Here is a 19,954-nt window from a genome sequence, read left to right as displayed (position 1 = left end):
AAAGCCCTTTGTACCAAGGAATTTTCTATGAAAACGCTGTCACATTGAGAGTTTCTCATTATTATCAAGGGATTAAAAAAAATTGTACATCGTGTGTATTTTTCCCTATTGAACAAAAAAGAAACGTACATTTCCATGTACGTTTAATGATTCTTTACAAATTGTGTCGAAAATCCGTACTTGCCAATATTTTTATATTTCTCATATCGTTTATTGACTAGTTCTTCCTCACTCATTTCTTTTAATGTATCGAGCGAATCCTTTAATATTTTATCAATCTCTTCTGCCTGATCTTTAACCGAGCGATGAGCACCACCAAGTACTTCAGGTATAATTTGATCTATAATGCCTAACTCTTTTAAATCTGGTGCCGTAATTTTCATCGACTCTGCTGCTTTCTTTGCCATAGATGCATCTTTCCAGAGAATAGATGCCGCACCTTCAGGAGAGATAACTGAGTAAGTTGAATTTTCAAGCATATGAATATGGTCACCCACACCAAGTGCCAACGCTCCGCCACTTCCTCCTTCTCCAATTACTATACAAACAATTGGCACCTTTAAACCGGCCATTTCGAATAAATTTCTAGCAATAGCTTCACTTTGACCCCGTTCTTCTGCCGCTTTACCAGGATAGGCCCCCTTTGTATCAATAAAACAAATAATTGGTCTCCTGAATTTTTCCGCCTGCTTCATGAGTCGTAAAGCTTTTCTATATCCTTCCGGATGAGGCATGCCAAAATTTCGGCGTATATTATCCTTTGTATCCTTGCCTCGCTGATGACCAATAATAGTCACCGGCATTCCATGATACTTAGCGATGCCGCCCACTATTGCTTCATCATCACCAAATAGTCGATCTCCATGACATTCAAAGAACGATGTAAATAAATGTTCTATGTAATCGTAGGTTGTAGGACGTAATGAGTGCCGGGCTATTTCAACTCGATCCCACGGCTTTATATTTAGATACAGCTCTTTTTCCAATTGGTCCAGTCGTTCCTCTAGCTTTTTAATTTCCTCTGTAAACTCTCCATCAGAATGTGAAGTCATTTTCTTTAATTCATCTATTTTCTTTTGTAAATCCTGTATTGGTTTTTCAAATGACAATTCACCCGGCATTATTTACTCCCTCCTGATGTATGAATATCGATAATTGCTGCCAATGTATCTTTCATTTTATTTCTTGGCACTACTGCATCTAATTGACCATGCTTCAGAAGGAATTCAGCAGTTTGAAAATCTTCCGGCAATTTTTCATGGATTGTTTGCTCGATAATACGACGGCCGGCAAACCCAATTAAAGCTTTAGGTTCTGCAAGGTTATAATCTCCAAGTGAAGCGAAACTCGCTGATACCCCACCGGTAGTGGGATGAGTCATAACTGATATAATCAGACCACTACGCTCACTAAAACGTTTTAAAGCTGCACTTGTTTTCGCCATTTGCATGAGGCTTATAACTCCCTCCTGCATTCTGGCTCCTCCTGATGCGGTAAATATAACGAAAGGTACCTTTAATTCGTCAGCTTTTTCAATGGCTCTAGTTATCTTTTCACCAACCACAGAGCCCATACTGCCCATACGAAATGTAGAATCCATTACCGCGATCACAGTGGTATGACCACTAATTCGACCTACTCCTGTTACTACAGCTTCATTTTGTTTTGTTTTATTTCGATCTCTATCCAGCTTTTCTGTATAATCTGGAAAGTTCAGTGGATTTTCCGAAATCATCCCCCGTTCGTACTCCTCAAAAGATCCTTTATCCATTAAACTGCTTAAACGTTCAACTGCATTCATCGGGTGGTGATACCCACATTTAGGACAAACTTTATCATTTTTTAATATTTCTTTAGAGTATTTAATAGTTTTACAAGACGGACATTTCATCATAATTCCTTCAGGCACATCTTGATTTGCTTTATCAGAAGGAATGGTTGCATACTTTTTCCTTTTTGTACGAGAAAACATGTCTTTCAACAAAACTCTCGATCCCCTTTCGTAATACAGTACATCAATGGTTCATAAATAAACCTTACTGATTTTCTCATCAGCCAGTGATTACTGAAACCACCTTGTCCATTATACCTGCCATCCCATCAGATATATACAGACTATGGTAATAGGACAAACTACTTGCACATAATTGAATTCCTATCCTATCTACATACAAGAAACAGAACATCTTTCCAAAAAATCAGTAAATCCTACTCATTCTTACCGACCAATAGGAAAAATAAATATGCATCTCATTAATCCTTATGTCTTAGTAGATCTATAAACCTTAATAAAAAGCAATGGAAAGTTTATAAAATAGGCCTTATATAGTTTACAAAACGTACCTATATAAGGCCTATTTACTACAGATATCTATTATTCACTTTTCGCCGCAGCTCTGATTTTTGTATCATATATTTCTAGCGCTTCATCTTTTTCACCGTTTTCCATTAAAGCAGCTAAAATAATATATTGCTTTCGGTCTTTAATGGAGAATTCATAGCCAGATGCTTTACAGTAACTGTTTACCGTTTTCCAAATTCTCTCCATCAATCGATTTTCAGTCAATCTGGCTAATTTAGAGAAGTAAGCCTCGTCCGTAAACGAGTTGCTTCTAGCCCAATTATATAAATCTTTAATAGTCTCAGGATTTTTACGGTTATATTCGGACATGATCCGTATACAATCCTTTTCCAACAATAATTTTACTTCAATCAAATCTTCTTTTGTTTTACCTTCTAAAATGAAAAATGAGCCTAGTAATTCAACAAGCTTATGCTCTTGAAAATCATGAATGAATGTGCCTTCTCCTCTTCTTGTTTCAATCAATCCCAAAAGCTCCAATGCTCTTAAAGCTTCTCTGACTGAGGAACGACCAACATTTAAGCGGTCAGATAGCTCCCGTTCAGAGGGGATTTTATCACCTGGAACAAGATGATCCTCTTCAATCATTCTTTGCAGCTTGCGAACTATCTCTAAATATACTTTTGGCTGTCCTTCAGTTTGTAATTCCATCTGTCATCACTCGCTTTTTCCAATGGATGATAGTAATTCTGTCTTCTTTCTGATTTCTTCCGGGTCAACTTTTAATCTGGCAACCCCTGTTTCCATCGCTGCTTTTGCAACTGCTGCAGCTACTGCCGGAGCAACTCGTGGGTCAAAAGGAGCCGGGATTACATAATCAGTTTGCAGCTCTTCATCTGTAATTAGATTTGCAATCGCTTGAACGGCTGCAACTTTCATTTTCTCATTAATATGGGTTGCTCTTACATCCAGAGCTCCTCTAAAAATTCCTGGAAAGGCTAATACATTGTTTACCTGGTTGGGAAAATCGGATCTACCAGTTCCTACGACGGCAGCACCTGCTTCTTTAGCCAATTCCGGCATAATTTCGGGAACTGGATTGGCCATCGCAAAAATGACTGGATCAGGGGCCATTGATTTAATCATTTCAGGAGTCAGCGCACCTGCAACCGAAACACCGATAAAAACATCTGCATCTTTAATGACGTCCTCCAGACTACCTTCTAAACGATCACGATTTGTATATTTAGCTACTTCTGCTTTTACAGCATTCATACCATATGGGCGTTCTTCATAAATCGCACCCTTGCTATCACACATAATTAAATCGCGTACACCAAAGTGATATAGCAGCTTAATTATGGCGATACCGGCAGCACCAGCACCATTTGCCACTACTTTAATCTCAGACATTTTCTTATTGGAAAGCTTCAAGGCATTAACAAGACCTGCAACCGTTACAATTGCTGTACCGTGCTGATCGTCATGAAAAACAGGGATATTCGTTTCTTTCTTCAATCTTTCTTCAATGACAAAACAATTTGGAGCCGCAATATCTTCTAAATTAATTCCACCAAAAGTTGGTTCAAGTAATTTTACTGTCTCCACAATTTTGTCCACGTCGTTCGTATTTAGACAGATTGGAAATGCATCGACTCCTGCAAATCCCTTAAATAATAATGCTTTTCCTTCCATAACAGGCAGTGCAGCCTCCGGACCTATATTCCCAAGTCCCAGCACAGCCGTACCATCTGATACTACGGCTACCATATTGCCCTTGAAAGTATATTCATATACTGTTTCCGGTTTATCATGTATAGCTTTACACGGCTCAGCTACACCTGGAGAATATGCCAGGCTTAAATCATGTGCATTCCGCAGGGGCACCTTGGTCACTGTTTCCAATTTCCCCTTATTTAAACGGTGCATATGCAACGCTTCTTCTCTTAAAGTCAATTACCCACACCCCACTTTTTATCATACAATACATTTTGTCCCACTTCTGGTATGACCAAAATTATACTGTAAATATATCACAATATTCAGTCTTGTACATAGTTAATCTTCTTTAATCAAGACATTTCCTTCTCCTATGATTCTTTCTAAATCCTTCAGTAGGGCGGGAGTAGGGTTCACCCAGTTCTCCTTGGATAATTGTATGGTTTTTGTATCTTTTTCGTAATATATATACACCTTTGTGTTTCCGCGATATTGAATCAAAACATTACGAATAGCTGTTAATGTTTTATTGGTTTGTACATTTGGAGCAACTTTAATATAAACGGACTTAAAAAGTTCCTTTATTTTCGGTATATCATTCTCTAAATCATAAAGATTTTGAGTGATAAATTGTTTCTTCCCATTGCGCTCTTCCAGCTTTCCTTCTATTAAAACTAAATTTCCTTCTTTTAAAATGGATGAGTATTGCTTGTACACATTTGGAAAAGTAACCCCTTCCATATCACCCGTTTCATCACTCAGAAGCAGAAAAGCCATATTTTCGCCTTTCTTTGTACGGATGAGTTTAACAGATTGAATATAAGCACCAATAAATCCAGTTGAATTCAGTGGGAAATTGGACAGAGGCAGTGCTCCTGCATGTTTTAATAAAGGTCTTGAACCGCTGATAGGGTGGTCGGATAGATATAAGCCGAGAACTTCTTTTTCTTTTTGTAATTTTGTGTCCGTTGGCATCGGGTCGACTACTACATATTTTGGTTTAATGAACATATCATCAGCATCAAAAAAGCCAACTTCTCCTGAATCAGGACGAACCAATTCAGCGTGCTCCAGTGCTACATCTATGCTTGCCAGAATACTTGCACGGTCCATATTAAATTCGTCAAATGCACCCGCATAACATAAATTTTCCAATACTTTTCTATTTATGATACGGGAGGGAATACGGATACAGACATCAAATAGATCTTCAAATGGACCATTCTTACGAGCTGCAACCAGTTCTTTTAAGACGGAAGCTCCAATCCCCTTCACAGCTGCCAGGCTGTAACGCACCCCTTTATCTCCTTCAAGAATAAATGGGAAGTGACTTTTATTGATCGACGGCGGATAGACTATATAATCTTTTGTTTTTAATTCCTGGACGTATTGAGCTATTTTATCATCGTTGCCAATTACAGAGGTCATCAACCCAGCCATAAAGCTGCGTAAATAATTCGCCTTTAAATAGGCTAACTGATAGGCAATTAGACTGTAAGCGACCGCATGACTCCTGTTAAATCCATAATTTGCGAACCGGACGATTAAGTCATATACTTCATTTGCCGTATGCTGTTCATGCCCTTTAGCCATTGCCCCTTTAACAAAATGAGCTCTTTGTTCATCGAGAACGTCCTTTTTCTTTTTGCTTACAGCTCTTCTCAGCAAATCGGCTTCTCCTAAGCTGAAACCAGCCATTGTCGAAGCAATCTGGATAATTTGTTCCTGATATACAATAATCCCATAGGTAGGCTTCAGAATTGTTTCCAATTCAGGAGTAGGATAAGCAATAGGTTCAATGCCATGTTTACGATTTATGAATGTTGGGATATTATCCATAGGGCCCGGCCTGTACAGGGCATTGACCGCTACCAAATCCTCAAAAACAGTGGGTTTTAGCTTTTTAAGAACATTTTGCATGCCAGCTGATTCAAATTGAAAAATCCCCGATGTTAATCCCTTACTTAGTAACCCAAATGTGGCCGTGTCATCCAATGGAATCTGACTTAACTGAATCTTATTGCCCGATGAACGATTAACCTGTCTCACAATCTGATCAAGCAAAGTTAAATTTCGCAGTCCGAGAAAATCCATTTTCAAAAGACCGATTTCTTCTAAAATTTCCATCGGGAACTGGGTCAAATATACACCCTCATGCCCTTCCTGAATCGGAATTAAATCGGTCAGCGGTTGATCGGTAATAATTACCCCTGCGGCATGTATGGATGTATGTCTTGGAAGCCCTTCCCACTTCTTGGCGATTTCAAAAATTCGCTTATGAAGTGCCGATTCTGCAATCCATGTACGGAAACGGCTGGATTCAGAATGCGCCAATTGTATGGTCAGTCCGTTAATAGGAGGAAGTGAGCGGGAAAGCTGGTCCAGCTCCTTTGTGTTCAATCCGCACACTCTGCCCGCATCCCGCAAGGCGGCCTTTGCTCCGAATGTACCAAAGGTTATAATTTGTGCTACATGAATAGGTCCATATTTCTTTGCTACGTACCGTATCATTTCTTCTCTGCGATTGTCTGGAAAGTCAATATCTATATCAGGCATCGTGATCCTATCCGGATTCAGAAACCTTTCAAACAAGAGATTGTATTCGATAGGATCGACATTGGTGATTCCAAGCACATATGCAACCATTGAACCTGCAGCAGATCCACGTCCAGGACCTGTTAATATCCCTTGTTTATTAGCATGATTCATAAAGTCCCAGACAATCAGGAAATAATCACTGAATCCCATAGTAGCAATTACAGATAATTCATATTCCAATCGTTCAAAATGCTTTTTCTCGGGAGTTGGATAACGCCTGGCAAATCCTTTTTTACAAATCTCCATTAAATATTGATGAGCCGACAAATCATTGGGAACGGGATACTTTGGAAGTAATTTTTGATTAAACTCTAAGTTTACACAGCATTGTTCAGCTATTCGAATCGTATTTTCAAGAGCAGCCACATCGGATGAGTACCACTCCATCATTTCAGAACGGCTCGCAAAATGTTTCCTTTCGTTCTCAGACAACTCGATTGTATCCAAATCTTCTATCTTTATATTATCTTTTAAACAAGTCAAAGCTTGATATGCCAGTGAATCTTCTGGCTTCAAATAACAAATATGGTGAGCGGCAACAAACTGGGTGTTCGTTTTGTCAGCCAGTTGTTTGATCTTCTCTCGCTCCATTCCTTCCGTAGACGGTTTAGGTAATGAAAGATAGAAAGATTGATTACCAAACAAGTTTTTATATTTCAAGAGGACTTTTTCTGCAGCTTGCTCATTGTGGAAAAGTGTACTTTCAATTTCACCTTCTATTCCCGGTGTAATGGCAATGAGCCCTCTTGCATACCCTTTCAACCATCTGAATGGCAAACCATCAGGAGACTTCGTTTGAACTGCACTCGATATCTTCATTAGGTTGTGATATCCTTCATTATTTTTAGCCAACAAAATAAGAGGATAACTTTTATGCTCTTCATCATCAAATATATCTGCAGTCAAACCTATGATAGGCTTAATTCCCTGTTCCATGCATTCCTTGTAAAAAGTCACAGCCCCGTACATAACATTTCGATCTGTTAATGCGATACTGCTGAAACCATTATTCTTTGCCGAGGTAACGATATCCCTGATTGATAACGTACTCTCCAGAAGACTATACGCGCTATATACATGAAGATGGATTAATGACATTCTTTCGTCACATCCTTGTTATCATTTTTGTATTTAGGAGAAATTCTCTCTTATTCTCTATTATAGAAGTCCAATGCTCAAAAAGAAAATATGTTCGATGCAAGTTGAACAACTTTTTAGCCTAATTACATATTGCTCATCCCTCTATCATATATATGTAAAAAACAAAAAGGACGAGGTAAATGAACCAGGCTTTCTTACCAGCGTTTATAAACAGTTTCTTCATCTCATTTGGCGTACTGCTTGGTGGATCTTTAATCGGTGGACTGGCTGCTTTCATAACAGGTCAGCCTCCATTAACTCAAGTATTTCGCCTATCCGAAGGTTTAAGAATTTGGGCTATTGTGGCAGCTATTGGTGGAACTTTCGATGCGGTCTATTCATTTGAACGAGGAATCTTTCATGGGGCAACAAAAGATTTATTCAAACAAATCCTGATTATTATTTCGGCCCTTGGCGGAGCTCAAGCTGGTGCTCTCATTATCCAATGGCTGACACAGGAGCAGTTAAATCCATGAGAATCCCTCCATATTATCGAAACCCCTTATGGCAACGCTTTTTCGCAGGAGTTATTATAGGGGCAATCATAAGCTGGGGGCTTTTTTTGTATATGTTCGGTGATCTGCAGGAAAAGCAAATCCAATTGATTGAAACACAGCAGGATGCTATTAAAGATTTACATGATGAGCTTGAAATATGGCAAAATGAATACGAAATTTTAAATAAAAAAAATGAAAGTAAATTACTCGTACAGGAAATATCCGTTCATATTACAAACTATAAAAAATACAGATTGGATCCACTCAGTATTTTTGAGGTAGAGCAAAGTATTAAAAAAGACTTTGAGAGCTTATTAGGTAAGGATTTAGAAAGTGTGAGTCATGGAAAAGAACTCCTGAAAAGAGCAATTGTTAATAAGAGTATAAAATTAAACGGCAGGAACTATCAACTGGAAATCCAGGAATTAATTCTTTACACACATATCGAAATTTCATTGTCACTTAAACAAATTTGAGAACAGCCGGGTACTTCCCGTGATACCCGGCTGTTCCACTTAATTATTTGGATTCATAATCGGAACAAACCTGTACGAGATCAGCAAGGACATTGTTCATGTCCTCCCAATTGTAAATGGTTGCTCCAGATGCTAAAGGATGCCCGCCTCCATTATATTTCATGGCTACACCATTAATGACGGGACCCTTGGATCTGAGACGAACTCGAATTTCATCATTTTCCTCAATGAAAAATACCCATGCATTGATTCCTTTTACAGATCCCAAAGTACTGACAAGTGAAGATGCTCCGGAGGATTTCACACCAAATCGTTCCATGACTTCCTTCGTAATTACAACTACCCCAACTCCTGAATCGATTATTTTAAAGTTTTCAAAAACATAGCCATTCAAACGAACGACCGCTTCATCTACATCATACATACCATCGTATATGTCCGAGCGATTAAATCCATACTGAATAAGCTCGCCAGCATACAGAAATGTTTTATCGGTAGTACTTGGATATAGAAATCTACCCGTATCACCAACGATTCCTGCATATAATAACCGCGCTGCCTCCTGATTCATTCGTAAACCTTTATCCTTACCGTACTCATATAATTCATAAATCATTTCACTGCAGGAGCTTGCTGATGTATCAACCCACAAAAAATCTCCGTAAGGATCCTCATTTGGATGATGATCTATTTTAATCAAAAGATCACCCCTCGTATACCGTTGATCACAGACCCTTTCCTGATTAGCTGTATCACAAACAATCACTAATGCTCCTTCATATGCTTCATCCGGAATCACATCAAGTCGCTTTAGAAAATGTAAAGATTCCTCTTCTTGCCCAACCATGAATACTTGTTTTTCCGGAAAGGAATATTTAATAATTTCTCCCAATCCACATTGTGATCCATATGCATCAGGGTCTGGCCGAACATGTCTATGTAGAATGATCGTATTGTATTTTTTGATTGCATCTATAATCTGTTCCTTCATCACTATTCTCCCTTTATCTTTTGTATTTTTATGTAGGCTCATGGGATATGATTTCCATAACTATGGAAAAGGACCCCACTTCCAAATTGGTACAATATTTCAATATCTTGTACAATATAGGCATACAAACCAATTGGAGGCACAGCGCATGGAAATATTCGTATTTTTTATTGTAATGTCTTTTTCCTTTTTTATTTACTATAAGACAAAATACTTCAGAACCAAGTTACCTATGCAAAGGGCATATCTGTCCGGCAAATCGTCCATCTCTTTAGGTATATTTGTAGCCCTGTTCGGTCTTAACCAGCTATTCCTTTTTCAAACAACTGTCACCTATATCGTCGCTGCTATCTTTATTATAGTTGGCGGATTGAGTATATATGGCGGTGTAAGAATGTATAAATATTATGCTCCCCTGGCTGAGGAAGAATATCAGGCAGCACTAAAATAATCGTATCATAATTAATTACGTGAATATGCAAAATTGCCTTTATAGCTCCTATAAAGGCAATTTTTTTATCGTTAACTACGCTCCAATAACTGGCAGGTCATCATAGCCTTACCGACCAATTTCCCTTCATTGAAGACTTCTATATCTACTTTTCCAAACTTCCGGCCAATTTCCAAAACCTTTGGTACAATTTCGAGTTTGCTCTCAAGCTGAACAGGCTTTAAGAAATAGATTGTCATATTCTCTACAACTAAATCACCGCGTTTGTATCCTCGCAGCACCCTGTTCGTTGCTTCAATTACCATTGCCGTAAATACACCATACGAGATCGTTCCCAAGTGATTAGTCATTTGAGGTGTCACTTCACACTGATAACTATCATCACCCTGAACAGCCGTCATTTGATTGGCGATGACATCATCAATCGTCTCACCGACCTGTGGTTGCCGCTGGCTCATTTGCAATGCCTTCAAAACATCTTGTCTGCTTATAATTCCGATTAAAAGATTGCGGTTATCAACGACTGGCAGGAGCTCAATACCTTCCCAAACCATCATATGAGCGGCAGATGCTACACTCGTCTTTTCACCTACAAAGATAGGATTTTTGGTCATAACCTTATCAATTTGCACGGAAGCATCTACCCCAAGAATATCCCTTGATGTAACCATTCCCTGCAGGCGCAAATTATCATCTACCACCGGAAAACGACTATGCTTTGTCGCTTTATTTAGCTCAGTCCAACGTTCAACTGTATTTCCTGCTTTCAGTACTTCCGTTTTCTCCATTGGAATAAGTATATCTTCGACAAGTAAAATCTCTTTTTTGATAAGCTGGTCATAGATTGCTCTATTAATCATTGTCGCAACAGTAAAGGTATCGTAAGACGTAGAGATTACAGGCATTTGCAATTCATCCGCAAGTTTTTTAACTGAATCCGCTGTATCAAAACCACCGGTAATAAGCACAGCTGCCCCTGTGGTTAATGCAAGTTCATGCGCCTTCACACGGTTTCCGACAATCAAAAGATTGCCTGCCTCTGTGTAACGCATCATTGCCTCCAGTTCCATAGCACCAATGACAAATTTATTCAGAGTTTTATGAAGCCCTGATCTCCCACCAAGGACCTGTCCATCAACGATATTGACTACCTCAGCAAATGTCAGTTTCTCTATATTTTCTTTCTTCTTGCGTTCAATACGAATGGTTCCAACTCTTTCAATCGTACTGACATACCCTTTATTTTCAGCTTCTTTAATTGCCCGATAGGCGGTTCCCTCACTGACGGTCAGTGCTTTTGCAATCTGCCGTACAGAGATTTTTTGGCCAATCGGTAGTTCATCAATATATGCCAATATTTGTTCATGCTTAGTAGCCAAACTATTCACCCTTTTTCGTTATCCATTATTACTATTATAATGGGAAACGTTCCAATCAATCAATGTGACCTTTTATATTGTCTGGAAATATGGGGATTTTTTGCACCTTTTGGCTGTACAATTGTTCGTTTCTTACCCACACTGTACAAAACAGCTGATAGGTTCCCTGCCAAAACACTAAATGCGAGCGCAAGCCACGCGAATGAAAAAATGGTTTCTTCCATATTACCTTCAAATGATAGATATGGAAGCGCCCATATTAACATCGCCAGGCCAATTACCAAACAGATTCCATAGCGTATTTTCATGGATTGATCCCTCCTATAAGATAAATATATGAATAAATAAAAAAAAAAGAAGTACACATAAAACTAACAGGTTCGGTTTTAAAGGCAAAATTAATATGTTCTTACAGGGTAGAGGTAACTTCGCATATGTATTTACTCTTTTATTCGTTTTGATAAAGGATTTTTCAGTCATAATACTTATTATTCAAACATATAAAAAAGTACTTGGTTACATCGATTGTATTGATTACTTTAGGTATAGGTGGCTATTTTGCTATTGGGCTATTAAATGTAAAACCACCTTTACCAACCATAACTGTCGAAGATAAAAATGTAGAGGTCGCGCAGGCCTCGTATTGCTGGGATGGACTCATAAATGCTGGTTGTGTTGATATGACTTCTCCTCCAGAAATTATTAAAGATCACGAATTCAAACTTGTGGTTGCATCACCTGAATCCGAATTGAACATAGAATTCAAAAACACACCGCAAGAAAATACATTAAATGTAAATCGGTGGCTTACCAATGAAAAAACAGAAAATGTACAAATTAGGGATAATAAGATAGTATTGCCAAAAGAAAAAGGGATATATGTTTACGATGCATCCGCAAGATGGGAAAAGGGCGACTCAAGTTATGCTTTTGTAATTGAAATCCGATAGTTAAAATAAATCAAGTCGACTTTGTTACTTAATTAAAGAGTAAGTTGGAAGAAAAGTCCGTTCCATTGCGCGCTTACTCCACTCGCTTTCCGCGGGGAGGAAGCTGCGCCTCCTTGGCTGCGCCTGAGGGGTCTTAAGCCTCCTCTACTTCCCGCAGGAGTCGGTGGCTTCCGCTCCATTCCACTAAGTTTAAACCAATCTATTGAAAACAAATAAAAATCCGAGCTATTAGGCGAAATATTTATTAAAATATCACCTAATAGTTCGGATTTATTATTGACTGAAATACTTATGTCCCAGCCTCTTTCCTAGTCCATTTACACTATGAAAAATGATTAGATTTTTATGCTAATTCAAGTGTTAATTATTCTGATATTTAGCATTTTCTTCTTAAAACCAGTCCCGTTAAGATAATGCTCTATTTTCTATAATTCAATAGATTCTCCCGGATTCAGAACCCGAACGAGTTCTGAATCACATAAGGAAGCAAAATAATATGGATCCTGCTTAATTGGCGGGAACGTATTATAGTGAATTGGAACAACTTGTTTAGGGTGCAGGAATTCTGCAGCGAGCGCAGCATCTTCTGGCCCCATCGTGAAATTATCTCCAATCGGCAGGAATGCTAAATCGATTGGATGGCGGTCGCCAATCAACTTCATATCTGAGAATAAGCCTGTATCTCCGGCATGGTAAATCGTTTTACCTTCTGCAGTAATCAACAATCCAGCAGGCATCCCTCCATAAATTAATTGGCCATTCTCCTCAAATCCCGTTCCGTGAAAAGCCTGAGTTAGTTTCACTTTTCCAAAATCGAACTCATAAGCTCCTCCGATGGACATGCCATGTGTTTTTACACCTTTCCATCCCAAGTATGTACTTAATTCAAAATTACAGATTACCAGTGCATCATGTTTTTTGGCTAACTGAACGGTATCGCCCAAATGATCATCATGTCCATGTGTAATTAAAATATAATCTGGATTTACATCCTCCACTGTTAAATCTGTCAATTCATTTCCCGTAATAAACGGATCGATCAGCAATTGCTTCCCCTCTGTTTCGATTTTCACTACGGAATGACCATGAAAAGATACTTTCATCTCCTTCAGTCCTTTCATTGTTTTTTCAATAAATACCCGTTAAATTAAGTTTTCTAACAATTTACATTATCCTGTATAATTGATACTCTACTTTCATAGTAACATTTACATAAAATATTATGGAGGTCCAATATGAGTAACTTAAATCAATTGGCAAATTGGCTTACCGAAAAACAGGCTGATGCTGCTTTTATCACGTCTACAGAAAATGTTTTTTATCTTAGCGGGTTCTATAGCGATCCTCATGAACGTCTATTGGCAGTACTTACCTTCCCTACTGAAGAACCTATCTTAATTTGCCCGCAAATGGAGGTTCCAGACGCAAAACAAGCGGGCTGGAGGTATGAAGTTCTCGGTATTTCCGACACCCAAAATCCATGGGAAGTTATTAAAGAAACACTGAAAAAAAGAAACATTTCTATTCAGACACTGGCAGTGGAAAAAGAACATTTAACAATGGAACGACTTGAAGGACTTAATTCCATTTTAAACCAACCGACATATATATCAGCGGAAGAAAAAATGCGTCAACTGCGTATGGTTAAAAGTCCATCTGAACTAAAAATCATTAAAGAAGCCTGTCGTCTTGCTGACTATGCCATAAAAATCGGAACTGAAGAAATTGCAGAGGGTAAAACAGAAATGGAAATCCTGGCTGCTCTGGAGTATCAATTGAAAAAAGAAGGCGTTTCTGAAATGTCCTTTGCGACAATGGTGTTAACCGGTGAAAACGCCGCTTCCCCTCATGGAGTTCCTGGACAAACGAAGGTCAAAAAAGGTGACCTGGTTCTATTCGACTTAGGTGTAGTGGTAGATGGATATTGTTCTGATATTACACGTACGGTTGCTTTCGGACAAATTAATGATGAACAAAAAGAAATTTACAACACGGTTCTTGAGGCTCAAATTGCTGCAGTTGAAGCATGCCGACCTGGAAAAACGTGCGCCGAAATAGATTTAACAGCACGTAATATTATTAGAAATAAGGGATATGGTGACTATTTCCCTCATCGTCTTGGTCATGGCCTTGGAATTAGCGTTCACGAATATCCTTCCCTGACCGAAATCAACACGCTGTCTCTTCAAGAAGGAATGGTCTTTACGGTTGAGCCGGGTATTTATGTTCCTAGCAAAGCCGGCGTTCGCATAGAGGATGATCTATATGTGACTGAGAACGGGGTAGAAATTCTTACTAAATTCCCGAAAGAACTAGTAACTATTTAAGAGCACTATATAATAAACCAACAGACAGCGAGGATAACTCGCTGTTTTTTTATATATAAAAAAAGAATACTGATTGTATGGAGGGTCACTTTCCCCTTCATGGAATATTAAGTGTTTTAATATAATTATTTAACCAAATAAAATATTTAATTTTGTATTATTTATAATATTTATAATTCATTTCAAAATATGTTCATATAATATTCCGACTTTTTGTATAATTTGTAGTATAATATAAATATACTTAAAGGAGGAGATTAATATGGCATTATCCTATAATAATATCCTTGTGGCAGTTGACGGTTCACAGGAGGCAGAATGGGCTTTCAAAAAAGCAATTGACGTAGCTAAAAGAAATGATGCTAGGTTAGTTTTAGCTCATGTTGTCGACAATCGTACATTTGCTGCAGTTGAGGCATACAGCATATCTATTTCCGAGAGCGCTGAGCAATATGCAAAAGACCTTTTAGAAGAATATAAACAAACTGCTCTTGATGCTGGTGTTAGAGATGTAGCTCTATCTATTGAGTTTGGTTCTCCAAAGGTAAAAATACCTAAAGATATCGCTAAATCTTTTAATGTTGACTTAATTATTTGTGGCGCAACCGGTTTAAATGCTGTTGAGCGTTTCTTTATCGGAAGCGTGTCTGAACATATTATTCGTTATGCAAAATGCGACGTAATGGTTATTCGTTCCGATGATAAACCTACGGACCAAGCTGCAGCAAAGTAAGCATGCGCGTAAATTAACAATAAAAATCCCATGTGCTGGACACATGGGATTTTTATATTGCATAAGGCTTTTATTCAACTAAACTCTTTGCTTTATCAATAGCCAATCTTACCTGATTAAAGCCTGTTCCACCAGAGCTGTTCCTTCTTCTCACTGCCTCTTCCGGTTTCAAAGCTTCATAGATATCTTCCTCAATTAGATTGGATGCTTCTTTTAATTTTTCTAATGGAAGATCAAGTAGATAGTACCCTTTTTGTATACAATATAGAACTAATTTACCGACAATTTCATGCGCTTCACGAAAAGGGATTCCCTTAGCTGCCAAGTAATCAGCCAACTCAGTCGCATTTGAAAAATCATTATAAACTGCTTCCTTCATTACATTTGTATGAACCTTCATGGTCTCAATCATTCCATTAAAAATTTTCAAAGATCCTTTTAGTGTGATAACCGTGTCAAACATACCTTCTTTGTCCTCTTGCATGTCTTTATTATAAGCAAGCGGCAAGCCCTTTAAGAGAGTTAATAACCCAAAGGCATTTCCATAAACACGTCCGGTTTTACCGCGAATCAACTCTGCCATATCTGGATTTTTCTTTTGTGGCATAATACTTGATCCTGTTGAAAACGTATCATCCAGCTCGATAAACCGATACTCCTGGCTTGACCACAAAATAATCTCTTCACTGAATCTAGATAGATGCATCATGATTAATGATGCATTATTTAAAAACTCTGCGATGAAGTCACGATCACTTACAGCATCTAAGCTATTTTCATAGATTCCATCGAACCCCATCAGTTGAGCAGTCAATTCCCGATTAATCGGGAATGTTGTACCAGCCAACGCGCCTGCTCCAAGAGGTGAGAGATTAATCCTTTTCAGGCTGTCCTGCAAACGTTCTTTATCTCGCTGAAGCATCCAAAAATAGGCCATAAAGTGATGCCCCAATGAAATTGGCTGGGCTCTTTGTAAGTGAGTATATCCTGGAACAACTGTCTCGATATGCTTTTCAGCCACCTGAATCAGCGTGTTTTGGAATTCTGTAATTCCGTCGATGATTTCATTGACCTGGGAACGTAAATATAAATGCATGTCCGTTGCCACTTGATCATTACGGCTTCTGGCAGTATGCAATTTACCACCAACTGGTCCAATTTCATCAATAAGTAATTTTTCCAAATTTAAATGGATATCTTCAAAATCTACCGAAAAGGAGAGCTCTCCTTTTTCAGCCTTTGCCTTTAAAGAGTACAGTCCGTTCTTGATTAACTCGACTTCTTCTTTCGAGAGAATCTCACAGGCTCCAAGCATTGTCACATGGGCAAGGCTTCCTTCAAGGTCTTCCATCACTAATTCTTGATCAAACGCGATGGAGGCGCCAAAGGAATCAATCCATTCTTCGGCAGTTTTCGTAAATCTGCCTCCCCACAGTTTTTTCACACTGTCACCTTCTTTTGATTATGAACCTGACTATTTACTTTTGTTGGCAATCCCCATAGATTGATAAATCCAACCGCACTCGCATGGTCAAATTCGTCAGCTGAAGTATAGGTTGCCAGGTTTTCATTATAAAGAGAGTATTCAGACTTTCTACCTTCCACAATAGCATGGCCCTTAAATAATTTAACACGTACTACACCGGTTACGAAGCTTTGAGATTGTTTTAAAAAGGCAATAAGAGCATCTTTTAGCGGTGAAAACCATAGGCCTTCATAAATGAGTTCAGTTAATTTCTTCTCAATTATAGGCTTAAAATGTGCCAATTCTTTAACCATTGTTAGGTCTTCCAGTTCTTTGTGCGCTTTAATTAAAGTTAATGCACCTGGACACTCGTATACTTCCCTTGATTTAATTCCAACCAAACGATTTTCCACATGATCAATTCTGCCAATGCCATGTTTACCAGCAAGATTATTAAGATTTTGGATTAACGCGGCTAAAGGAGATTCAACTCCATTTAATGCAACTGGTACACCCTCTTTAAACGTAATCTCAATAATATCTGGTGTATCAGGAGTATGTTCAAGAGCTGTTGTTAAATCATAGGCTCCCTCCGGAGGTGCTGCCCATGGATCTTCGAGAACTCCGCATTCATTACTGCGTCCCCATAAATTTTGGTCAATTGAGTATGGGCTATCTAAATTAATCGGTACAGGAATATTATTTTGTTTCGCATATTCAATCTCCTCTTCGCGAGACCAGCTCCAATCTCTAACCGGGGCAAGTACCTTCAAGTTAGGGTTCAATGCTTGAATAGATACTTCAAAACGTACTTGATCATTCCCTTTTCCAGTACAGCCATGTGCCACAGCAACAGCATTTTCTTTTTCCGCTACTTCTACAAGTTTTTTAGCAATCAATGGTCGGGATAAAGCAGAAATTAATGGATATTTTCCTTCATACATTGCATGCGCCTGAAGAGCTACTAACGCGTAATCATTAGCAAATTCTTCTCTGGCATCTATAACATAGGAAGAACAGGCACCAACTTTAATAGCCTTTTCTTTTATAAAATCTAAATCTTTGCCTTCCCCTACATCCAGGCAGCATGCTACCACGTCATACCCCTTTTGTTTTAACCAGGAAATAGCGACTGATGTATCTAATCCTCCTGAATAGGCAAGTACTACTTTATTTTTATTCATGAACGTTCCCCTCCGATGTATATTTATTCAAATAAAAATGTTTTTATGCAATTAGAATATGTTATTCACTTTACCAACATTATGTGACTTTTTCAAGTATTTCCTGAAAATTTATTTTAGGCTGAATCATTGTAACTTTCCATCATAAGAAATTACAAAAGAAATTCGTATATATTAGCCAGATTGTGTAAACTATTTGTATGAATGAACATTGGGAGTGAAGTAAAATGGAGGATTTTTTCATATACGATGAACGTCTGGGTATACCGATTCCTCACCTGAAATTGGACTTTTCTGTCTACCCTCCTATTGTACAAAAAGCCATCCTAAACCGTTGGGAACAAATTAGAGGGAAAATCCCAGAGCGTATACAGGATATTGAACGAATTATTAATCATAAATTAAATCAGCTAAATGATGAAGATGATTTTGAGGTTTCATGTACTCTTAATTACGAAATTGCTGAACACGCCTCAATCATAAATGATTTATGGATTTGGTACAGAACTGAACAGGATTTAACAGGAAAGAAACATTTATAATTTATGGTCTATTATCAAAAAAACCGCCCATTATTGTGGGCGGTTCATTCTATATTATTCATAAATTATGCAATTTAATCTTCCTATACTTCCTTGATGATATCTCTATGCTCTGGAATAATTAGTTTCTCTAATACTAGCTTACCATCTTACTTGAACCAGGCAATACATCAGAGAAGTCTGCTGAAGATCCATATCCATTCGAGAGCTTACTCCCTATATGTAGCTACACACGGTTGATACATCTATCAAAGGTTCTCTTTTTCACTTAAGTAACGATATTTATAAAATTTATCTGCAAAATCCGTAACTTTTTTGGTTAGACGATAATTAGCACCTGAACCGATAGCCATGCTTAGAATGGGTATTCCCTTAAATACCTTTTTCCTAAAGAAATATATAGCCATCACCTTCATCATTTGTTTAATAGGCTGATCAAACCAAAACACATTGCTCAACTCATCTTCCCCTTCATAAAAATAAGAAGGTGGATGATCCAAATCCTCCATTAAGGTCTCCCAGAAATACTTTTGCATACGCTCTGGCATAGTACCAGCATGGAATACCTTTAGTGAAAGCATGATTTCATACGGGGTGTTCATTTCAAAACCATACGAAATTCCTATCAGCTGAATACTCCTTAAATTGATCACCATTTGAGCCGGCAAATCCGCTGCTAAAGCCAAACCTCCATTTACAGCCGAAATACCTCCCTGAACAAGAGAATACATCCGATGTCTGGCCACTTGCTGTTCAGCGATATAGGCCAACTGATCAATAGAAAGCTCTTTTAAGTCTTTTAGTGTTGATATATTCTCATCAAAAACGCGGGCATTTGTTAGTATACGATTCCTTGCATCAAGTTGGAATTGAGACTCATGAATCATGGAGTGCAGGTGAAATAACCAATTATCCATTTTTGAGAAAAACTCCTGTTGTGTACTCTCCGGCAACAGCGTGAACATATTCTCTATCCACCGATCATAATATGTTTCAAAATCGGTTGGCTCACTTGCCTTCATTTCCGCTTCCCACTCTTTTATTTCCATCCAAATTTCCTGATCCCGTTTCGTCAACGCCATATAATGATCACCTCTTTAAATGGTCTGATACAAAAAGTATATCACATATCGTACCAATTCCTACATTCTCGAAAATAGGGCTGTAAAGAAGTCCCAACAATGATCAGATATAAGAAAT

The 19,954-nt window shown here is 38.2% G+C and carries 19 protein-coding genes; 7 read left to right on the top strand and 12 right to left on the bottom strand.

Annotated features, from left to right (window positions below; translation table 11 throughout):
- Nucleotides 1-143: 143 nt before the first annotated feature.
- The 5 genes from accA to dnaE form a co-directional block, all read right to left on the bottom strand.
- On the bottom strand, nucleotides 144-1,121 hold the full coding sequence (gene accA / locus AC4D4A_RS13855; protein WP_490996441.1) for an acetyl-CoA carboxylase carboxyl transferase subunit alpha: 978 nt from the start codon (nucleotides 1,119-1,121) through the stop codon (nucleotides 144-146).
- Entirely contained in the window at nucleotides 1,121-1,984 is an 864-nt protein-coding gene (gene accD / locus AC4D4A_RS13850) for an acetyl-CoA carboxylase, carboxyltransferase subunit beta (RefSeq protein WP_490996440.1), read from the bottom strand. The genes accA and accD overlap by 1 nt, the downstream gene beginning before the upstream one ends.
- A gap of 390 nt (nucleotides 1,985-2,374) precedes the next feature.
- Entirely contained in the window at nucleotides 2,375-3,013 is a 639-nt protein-coding gene (locus AC4D4A_RS13845) for a FadR/GntR family transcriptional regulator (RefSeq protein ID WP_490996439.1), read from the bottom strand.
- 6 nt (nucleotides 3,014-3,019) lie between these two features.
- Complete coding sequence (ystJ, locus tag AC4D4A_RS13840; RefSeq protein ID WP_490996438.1) at nucleotides 3,020-4,258, bottom strand: NADP-dependent malic enzyme; 1,239 nt, start codon at nucleotides 4,256-4,258, stop codon at nucleotides 3,020-3,022.
- Nucleotides 4,259-4,360: 102 nt separating this feature from the next.
- Complete coding sequence (gene dnaE, locus AC4D4A_RS13835) at nucleotides 4,361-7,717, bottom strand: DNA polymerase III subunit alpha (RefSeq protein ID WP_490996437.1); 3,357 nt, start codon at nucleotides 7,715-7,717, stop codon at nucleotides 4,361-4,363.
- A gap of 182 nt (nucleotides 7,718-7,899) precedes the next feature.
- Here dnaE and ytrH point away from each other — a divergent pair, with 182 nt between their 5' ends.
- The gene (gene ytrH, locus AC4D4A_RS13830) at nucleotides 7,900-8,235 is read left to right on the top strand and encodes a sporulation membrane protein YtrH (protein ID WP_066108934.1); all 336 of its coding nucleotides are present in this window, start codon (nucleotides 7,900-7,902) and stop codon (nucleotides 8,233-8,235) included.
- Nucleotides 8,205-8,732, top strand: coding sequence for a sporulation membrane protein YtrI (gene ytrI, locus AC4D4A_RS13825; protein WP_490996436.1), 528 nt, complete (start codon nucleotides 8,205-8,207; stop codon nucleotides 8,730-8,732). Before ytrH ends, ytrI begins: the two co-directional genes overlap by 31 nt.
- Before the next feature lie 43 nt (nucleotides 8,733-8,775).
- On the opposite strand, the gene AC4D4A_RS13820 is transcribed toward ytrI, so the two are convergent.
- Nucleotides 8,776-9,723 carry a DHH family phosphoesterase gene (locus tag AC4D4A_RS13820; protein ID WP_490996435.1) on the bottom strand — a complete coding sequence of 316 codons (948 nt, stop codon included), beginning with the start codon at nucleotides 9,721-9,723 and terminating at the stop codon, nucleotides 8,776-8,778.
- Between the two features lie 148 nt (nucleotides 9,724-9,871).
- Here AC4D4A_RS13820 and AC4D4A_RS13815 point away from each other — a divergent pair, with 148 nt between their 5' ends.
- Complete coding sequence (locus tag AC4D4A_RS13815; protein ID WP_490996434.1) at nucleotides 9,872-10,174, top strand: YtpI family protein; 303 nt, start codon at nucleotides 9,872-9,874, stop codon at nucleotides 10,172-10,174.
- 71 nt (nucleotides 10,175-10,245) lie between these two features.
- On the opposite strand, the gene AC4D4A_RS13810 is transcribed toward AC4D4A_RS13815, so the two are convergent.
- Both AC4D4A_RS13810 and AC4D4A_RS13805 read right to left on the bottom strand, forming a co-directional pair.
- Entirely contained in the window at nucleotides 10,246-11,553 is a 1,308-nt protein-coding gene (locus AC4D4A_RS13810) for a DRTGG domain-containing protein (protein WP_490996433.1), read from the bottom strand.
- A 59-nt stretch (nucleotides 11,554-11,612) separates the two neighbouring features.
- Entirely contained in the window at nucleotides 11,613-11,861 is a 249-nt protein-coding gene (locus AC4D4A_RS13805; protein ID WP_490996432.1) for a hypothetical protein, read from the bottom strand.
- A 222-nt stretch (nucleotides 11,862-12,083) separates the two neighbouring features.
- Here AC4D4A_RS13805 and AC4D4A_RS13800 point away from each other — a divergent pair, with 222 nt between their 5' ends.
- Nucleotides 12,084-12,503 (top strand): hypothetical protein, encoded by a 420-nt coding sequence (locus AC4D4A_RS13800; RefSeq protein WP_490996431.1) that lies wholly within the window; start codon nucleotides 12,084-12,086, stop codon nucleotides 12,501-12,503.
- Nucleotides 12,504-12,928: 425 nt separating this feature from the next.
- Here AC4D4A_RS13800 and AC4D4A_RS13795 read toward each other — a convergent pair whose 3' ends face one another.
- On the bottom strand, nucleotides 12,929-13,606 hold the full coding sequence (locus tag AC4D4A_RS13795; protein ID WP_490996430.1) for a metal-dependent hydrolase: 678 nt from the start codon (nucleotides 13,604-13,606) through the stop codon (nucleotides 12,929-12,931).
- Nucleotides 13,607-13,738: 132 nt separating this feature from the next.
- Here AC4D4A_RS13795 and AC4D4A_RS13790 point away from each other — a divergent pair, with 132 nt between their 5' ends.
- Together AC4D4A_RS13790 and AC4D4A_RS13785 are read left to right on the top strand one after the other, a co-directional pair.
- Complete coding sequence (locus AC4D4A_RS13790) at nucleotides 13,739-14,830, top strand: M24 family metallopeptidase (protein WP_490996429.1); 1,092 nt, start codon at nucleotides 13,739-13,741, stop codon at nucleotides 14,828-14,830.
- A 262-nt stretch (nucleotides 14,831-15,092) separates the two neighbouring features.
- Nucleotides 15,093-15,563 carry a universal stress protein gene (locus AC4D4A_RS13785; RefSeq protein WP_490996428.1) on the top strand — a complete coding sequence of 157 codons (471 nt, stop codon included), beginning with the start codon at nucleotides 15,093-15,095 and terminating at the stop codon, nucleotides 15,561-15,563.
- A gap of 70 nt (nucleotides 15,564-15,633) precedes the next feature.
- Here AC4D4A_RS13785 and argH read toward each other — a convergent pair whose 3' ends face one another.
- Nucleotides 15,634-17,007 (bottom strand): argininosuccinate lyase, encoded by a 1,374-nt coding sequence (argH, locus tag AC4D4A_RS13780; protein ID WP_490996427.1) that lies wholly within the window; start codon nucleotides 17,005-17,007, stop codon nucleotides 15,634-15,636.
- Complete coding sequence (locus AC4D4A_RS13775) at nucleotides 17,004-18,212, bottom strand: argininosuccinate synthase (RefSeq protein ID WP_490996426.1); 1,209 nt, start codon at nucleotides 18,210-18,212, stop codon at nucleotides 17,004-17,006. The genes argH and AC4D4A_RS13775 overlap by 4 nt, the downstream gene beginning before the upstream one ends.
- Before the next feature lie 227 nt (nucleotides 18,213-18,439).
- Here AC4D4A_RS13775 and AC4D4A_RS13770 point away from each other — a divergent pair, with 227 nt between their 5' ends.
- On the top strand, nucleotides 18,440-18,754 hold the full coding sequence (locus AC4D4A_RS13770) for a hypothetical protein (protein WP_490996425.1): 315 nt from the start codon (nucleotides 18,440-18,442) through the stop codon (nucleotides 18,752-18,754).
- Between the two features lie 248 nt (nucleotides 18,755-19,002).
- Here AC4D4A_RS13770 and AC4D4A_RS13765 read toward each other — a convergent pair whose 3' ends face one another.
- A complete protein-coding gene (locus tag AC4D4A_RS13765) occupies nucleotides 19,003-19,836 on the bottom strand; it encodes an EcsC family protein (protein ID WP_490996424.1) in 834 nt (277 codons plus the stop codon).
- Nucleotides 19,837-19,954 lie beyond the last annotated feature (118 nt).

This window comes from Pradoshia sp. Z5_111 (assembly GCF_058267535.1).
Note: the sequence above shows the minus strand (reverse complement) of the source record. Positions and strands in the feature narration are given on the sequence as shown.

Coding starts and splice junctions, on each gene's coding strand:
- accA (WP_490996441.1), bottom strand. CDS start 1,121: ATGCCGGGTGAATTGTCATTTGAAAAACCAATACAGGATTTACAAAAG.
- AC4D4A_RS13845 (WP_490996439.1), bottom strand. CDS start 3,013: ATGGAATTACAAACTGAAGGACAGCCAAAAGTATATTTAGAGATAGTT.
- dnaE (WP_490996437.1), bottom strand. CDS start 7,717: ATGTCATTAATCCATCTTCATGTATATAGCGCGTATAGTCTTCTGGAG.
- ytrH (WP_066108934.1), top strand. CDS start 7,900: ATGAACCAGGCTTTCTTACCAGCGTTTATAAACAGTTTCTTCATCTCA.
- ytrI (WP_490996436.1), top strand. CDS start 8,205: ATGGCTGACACAGGAGCAGTTAAATCCATGAGAATCCCTCCATATTAT.
- AC4D4A_RS13820 (WP_490996435.1), bottom strand. CDS start 9,723: ATGAAGGAACAGATTATAGATGCAATCAAAAAATACAATACGATCATT.
- AC4D4A_RS13815 (WP_490996434.1), top strand. CDS start 9,872: ATGGAAATATTCGTATTTTTTATTGTAATGTCTTTTTCCTTTTTTATT.
- AC4D4A_RS13805 (WP_490996432.1), bottom strand. CDS start 11,861: ATGAAAATACGCTATGGAATCTGTTTGGTAATTGGCCTGGCGATGTTA.
- AC4D4A_RS13795 (WP_490996430.1), bottom strand. CDS start 13,606: ATGAAAGTATCTTTTCATGGTCATTCCGTAGTGAAAATCGAAACAGAG.
- AC4D4A_RS13790 (WP_490996429.1), top strand. CDS start 13,739: ATGAGTAACTTAAATCAATTGGCAAATTGGCTTACCGAAAAACAGGCT.
- AC4D4A_RS13785 (WP_490996428.1), top strand. CDS start 15,093: ATGGCATTATCCTATAATAATATCCTTGTGGCAGTTGACGGTTCACAG.
- AC4D4A_RS13775 (WP_490996426.1), bottom strand. CDS start 18,212: ATGAATAAAAATAAAGTAGTACTTGCCTATTCAGGAGGATTAGATACA.
- AC4D4A_RS13770 (WP_490996425.1), top strand. CDS start 18,440: ATGGAGGATTTTTTCATATACGATGAACGTCTGGGTATACCGATTCCT.
- AC4D4A_RS13765 (WP_490996424.1), bottom strand. CDS start 19,836: ATGGCGTTGACGAAACGGGATCAGGAAATTTGGATGGAAATAAAAGAG.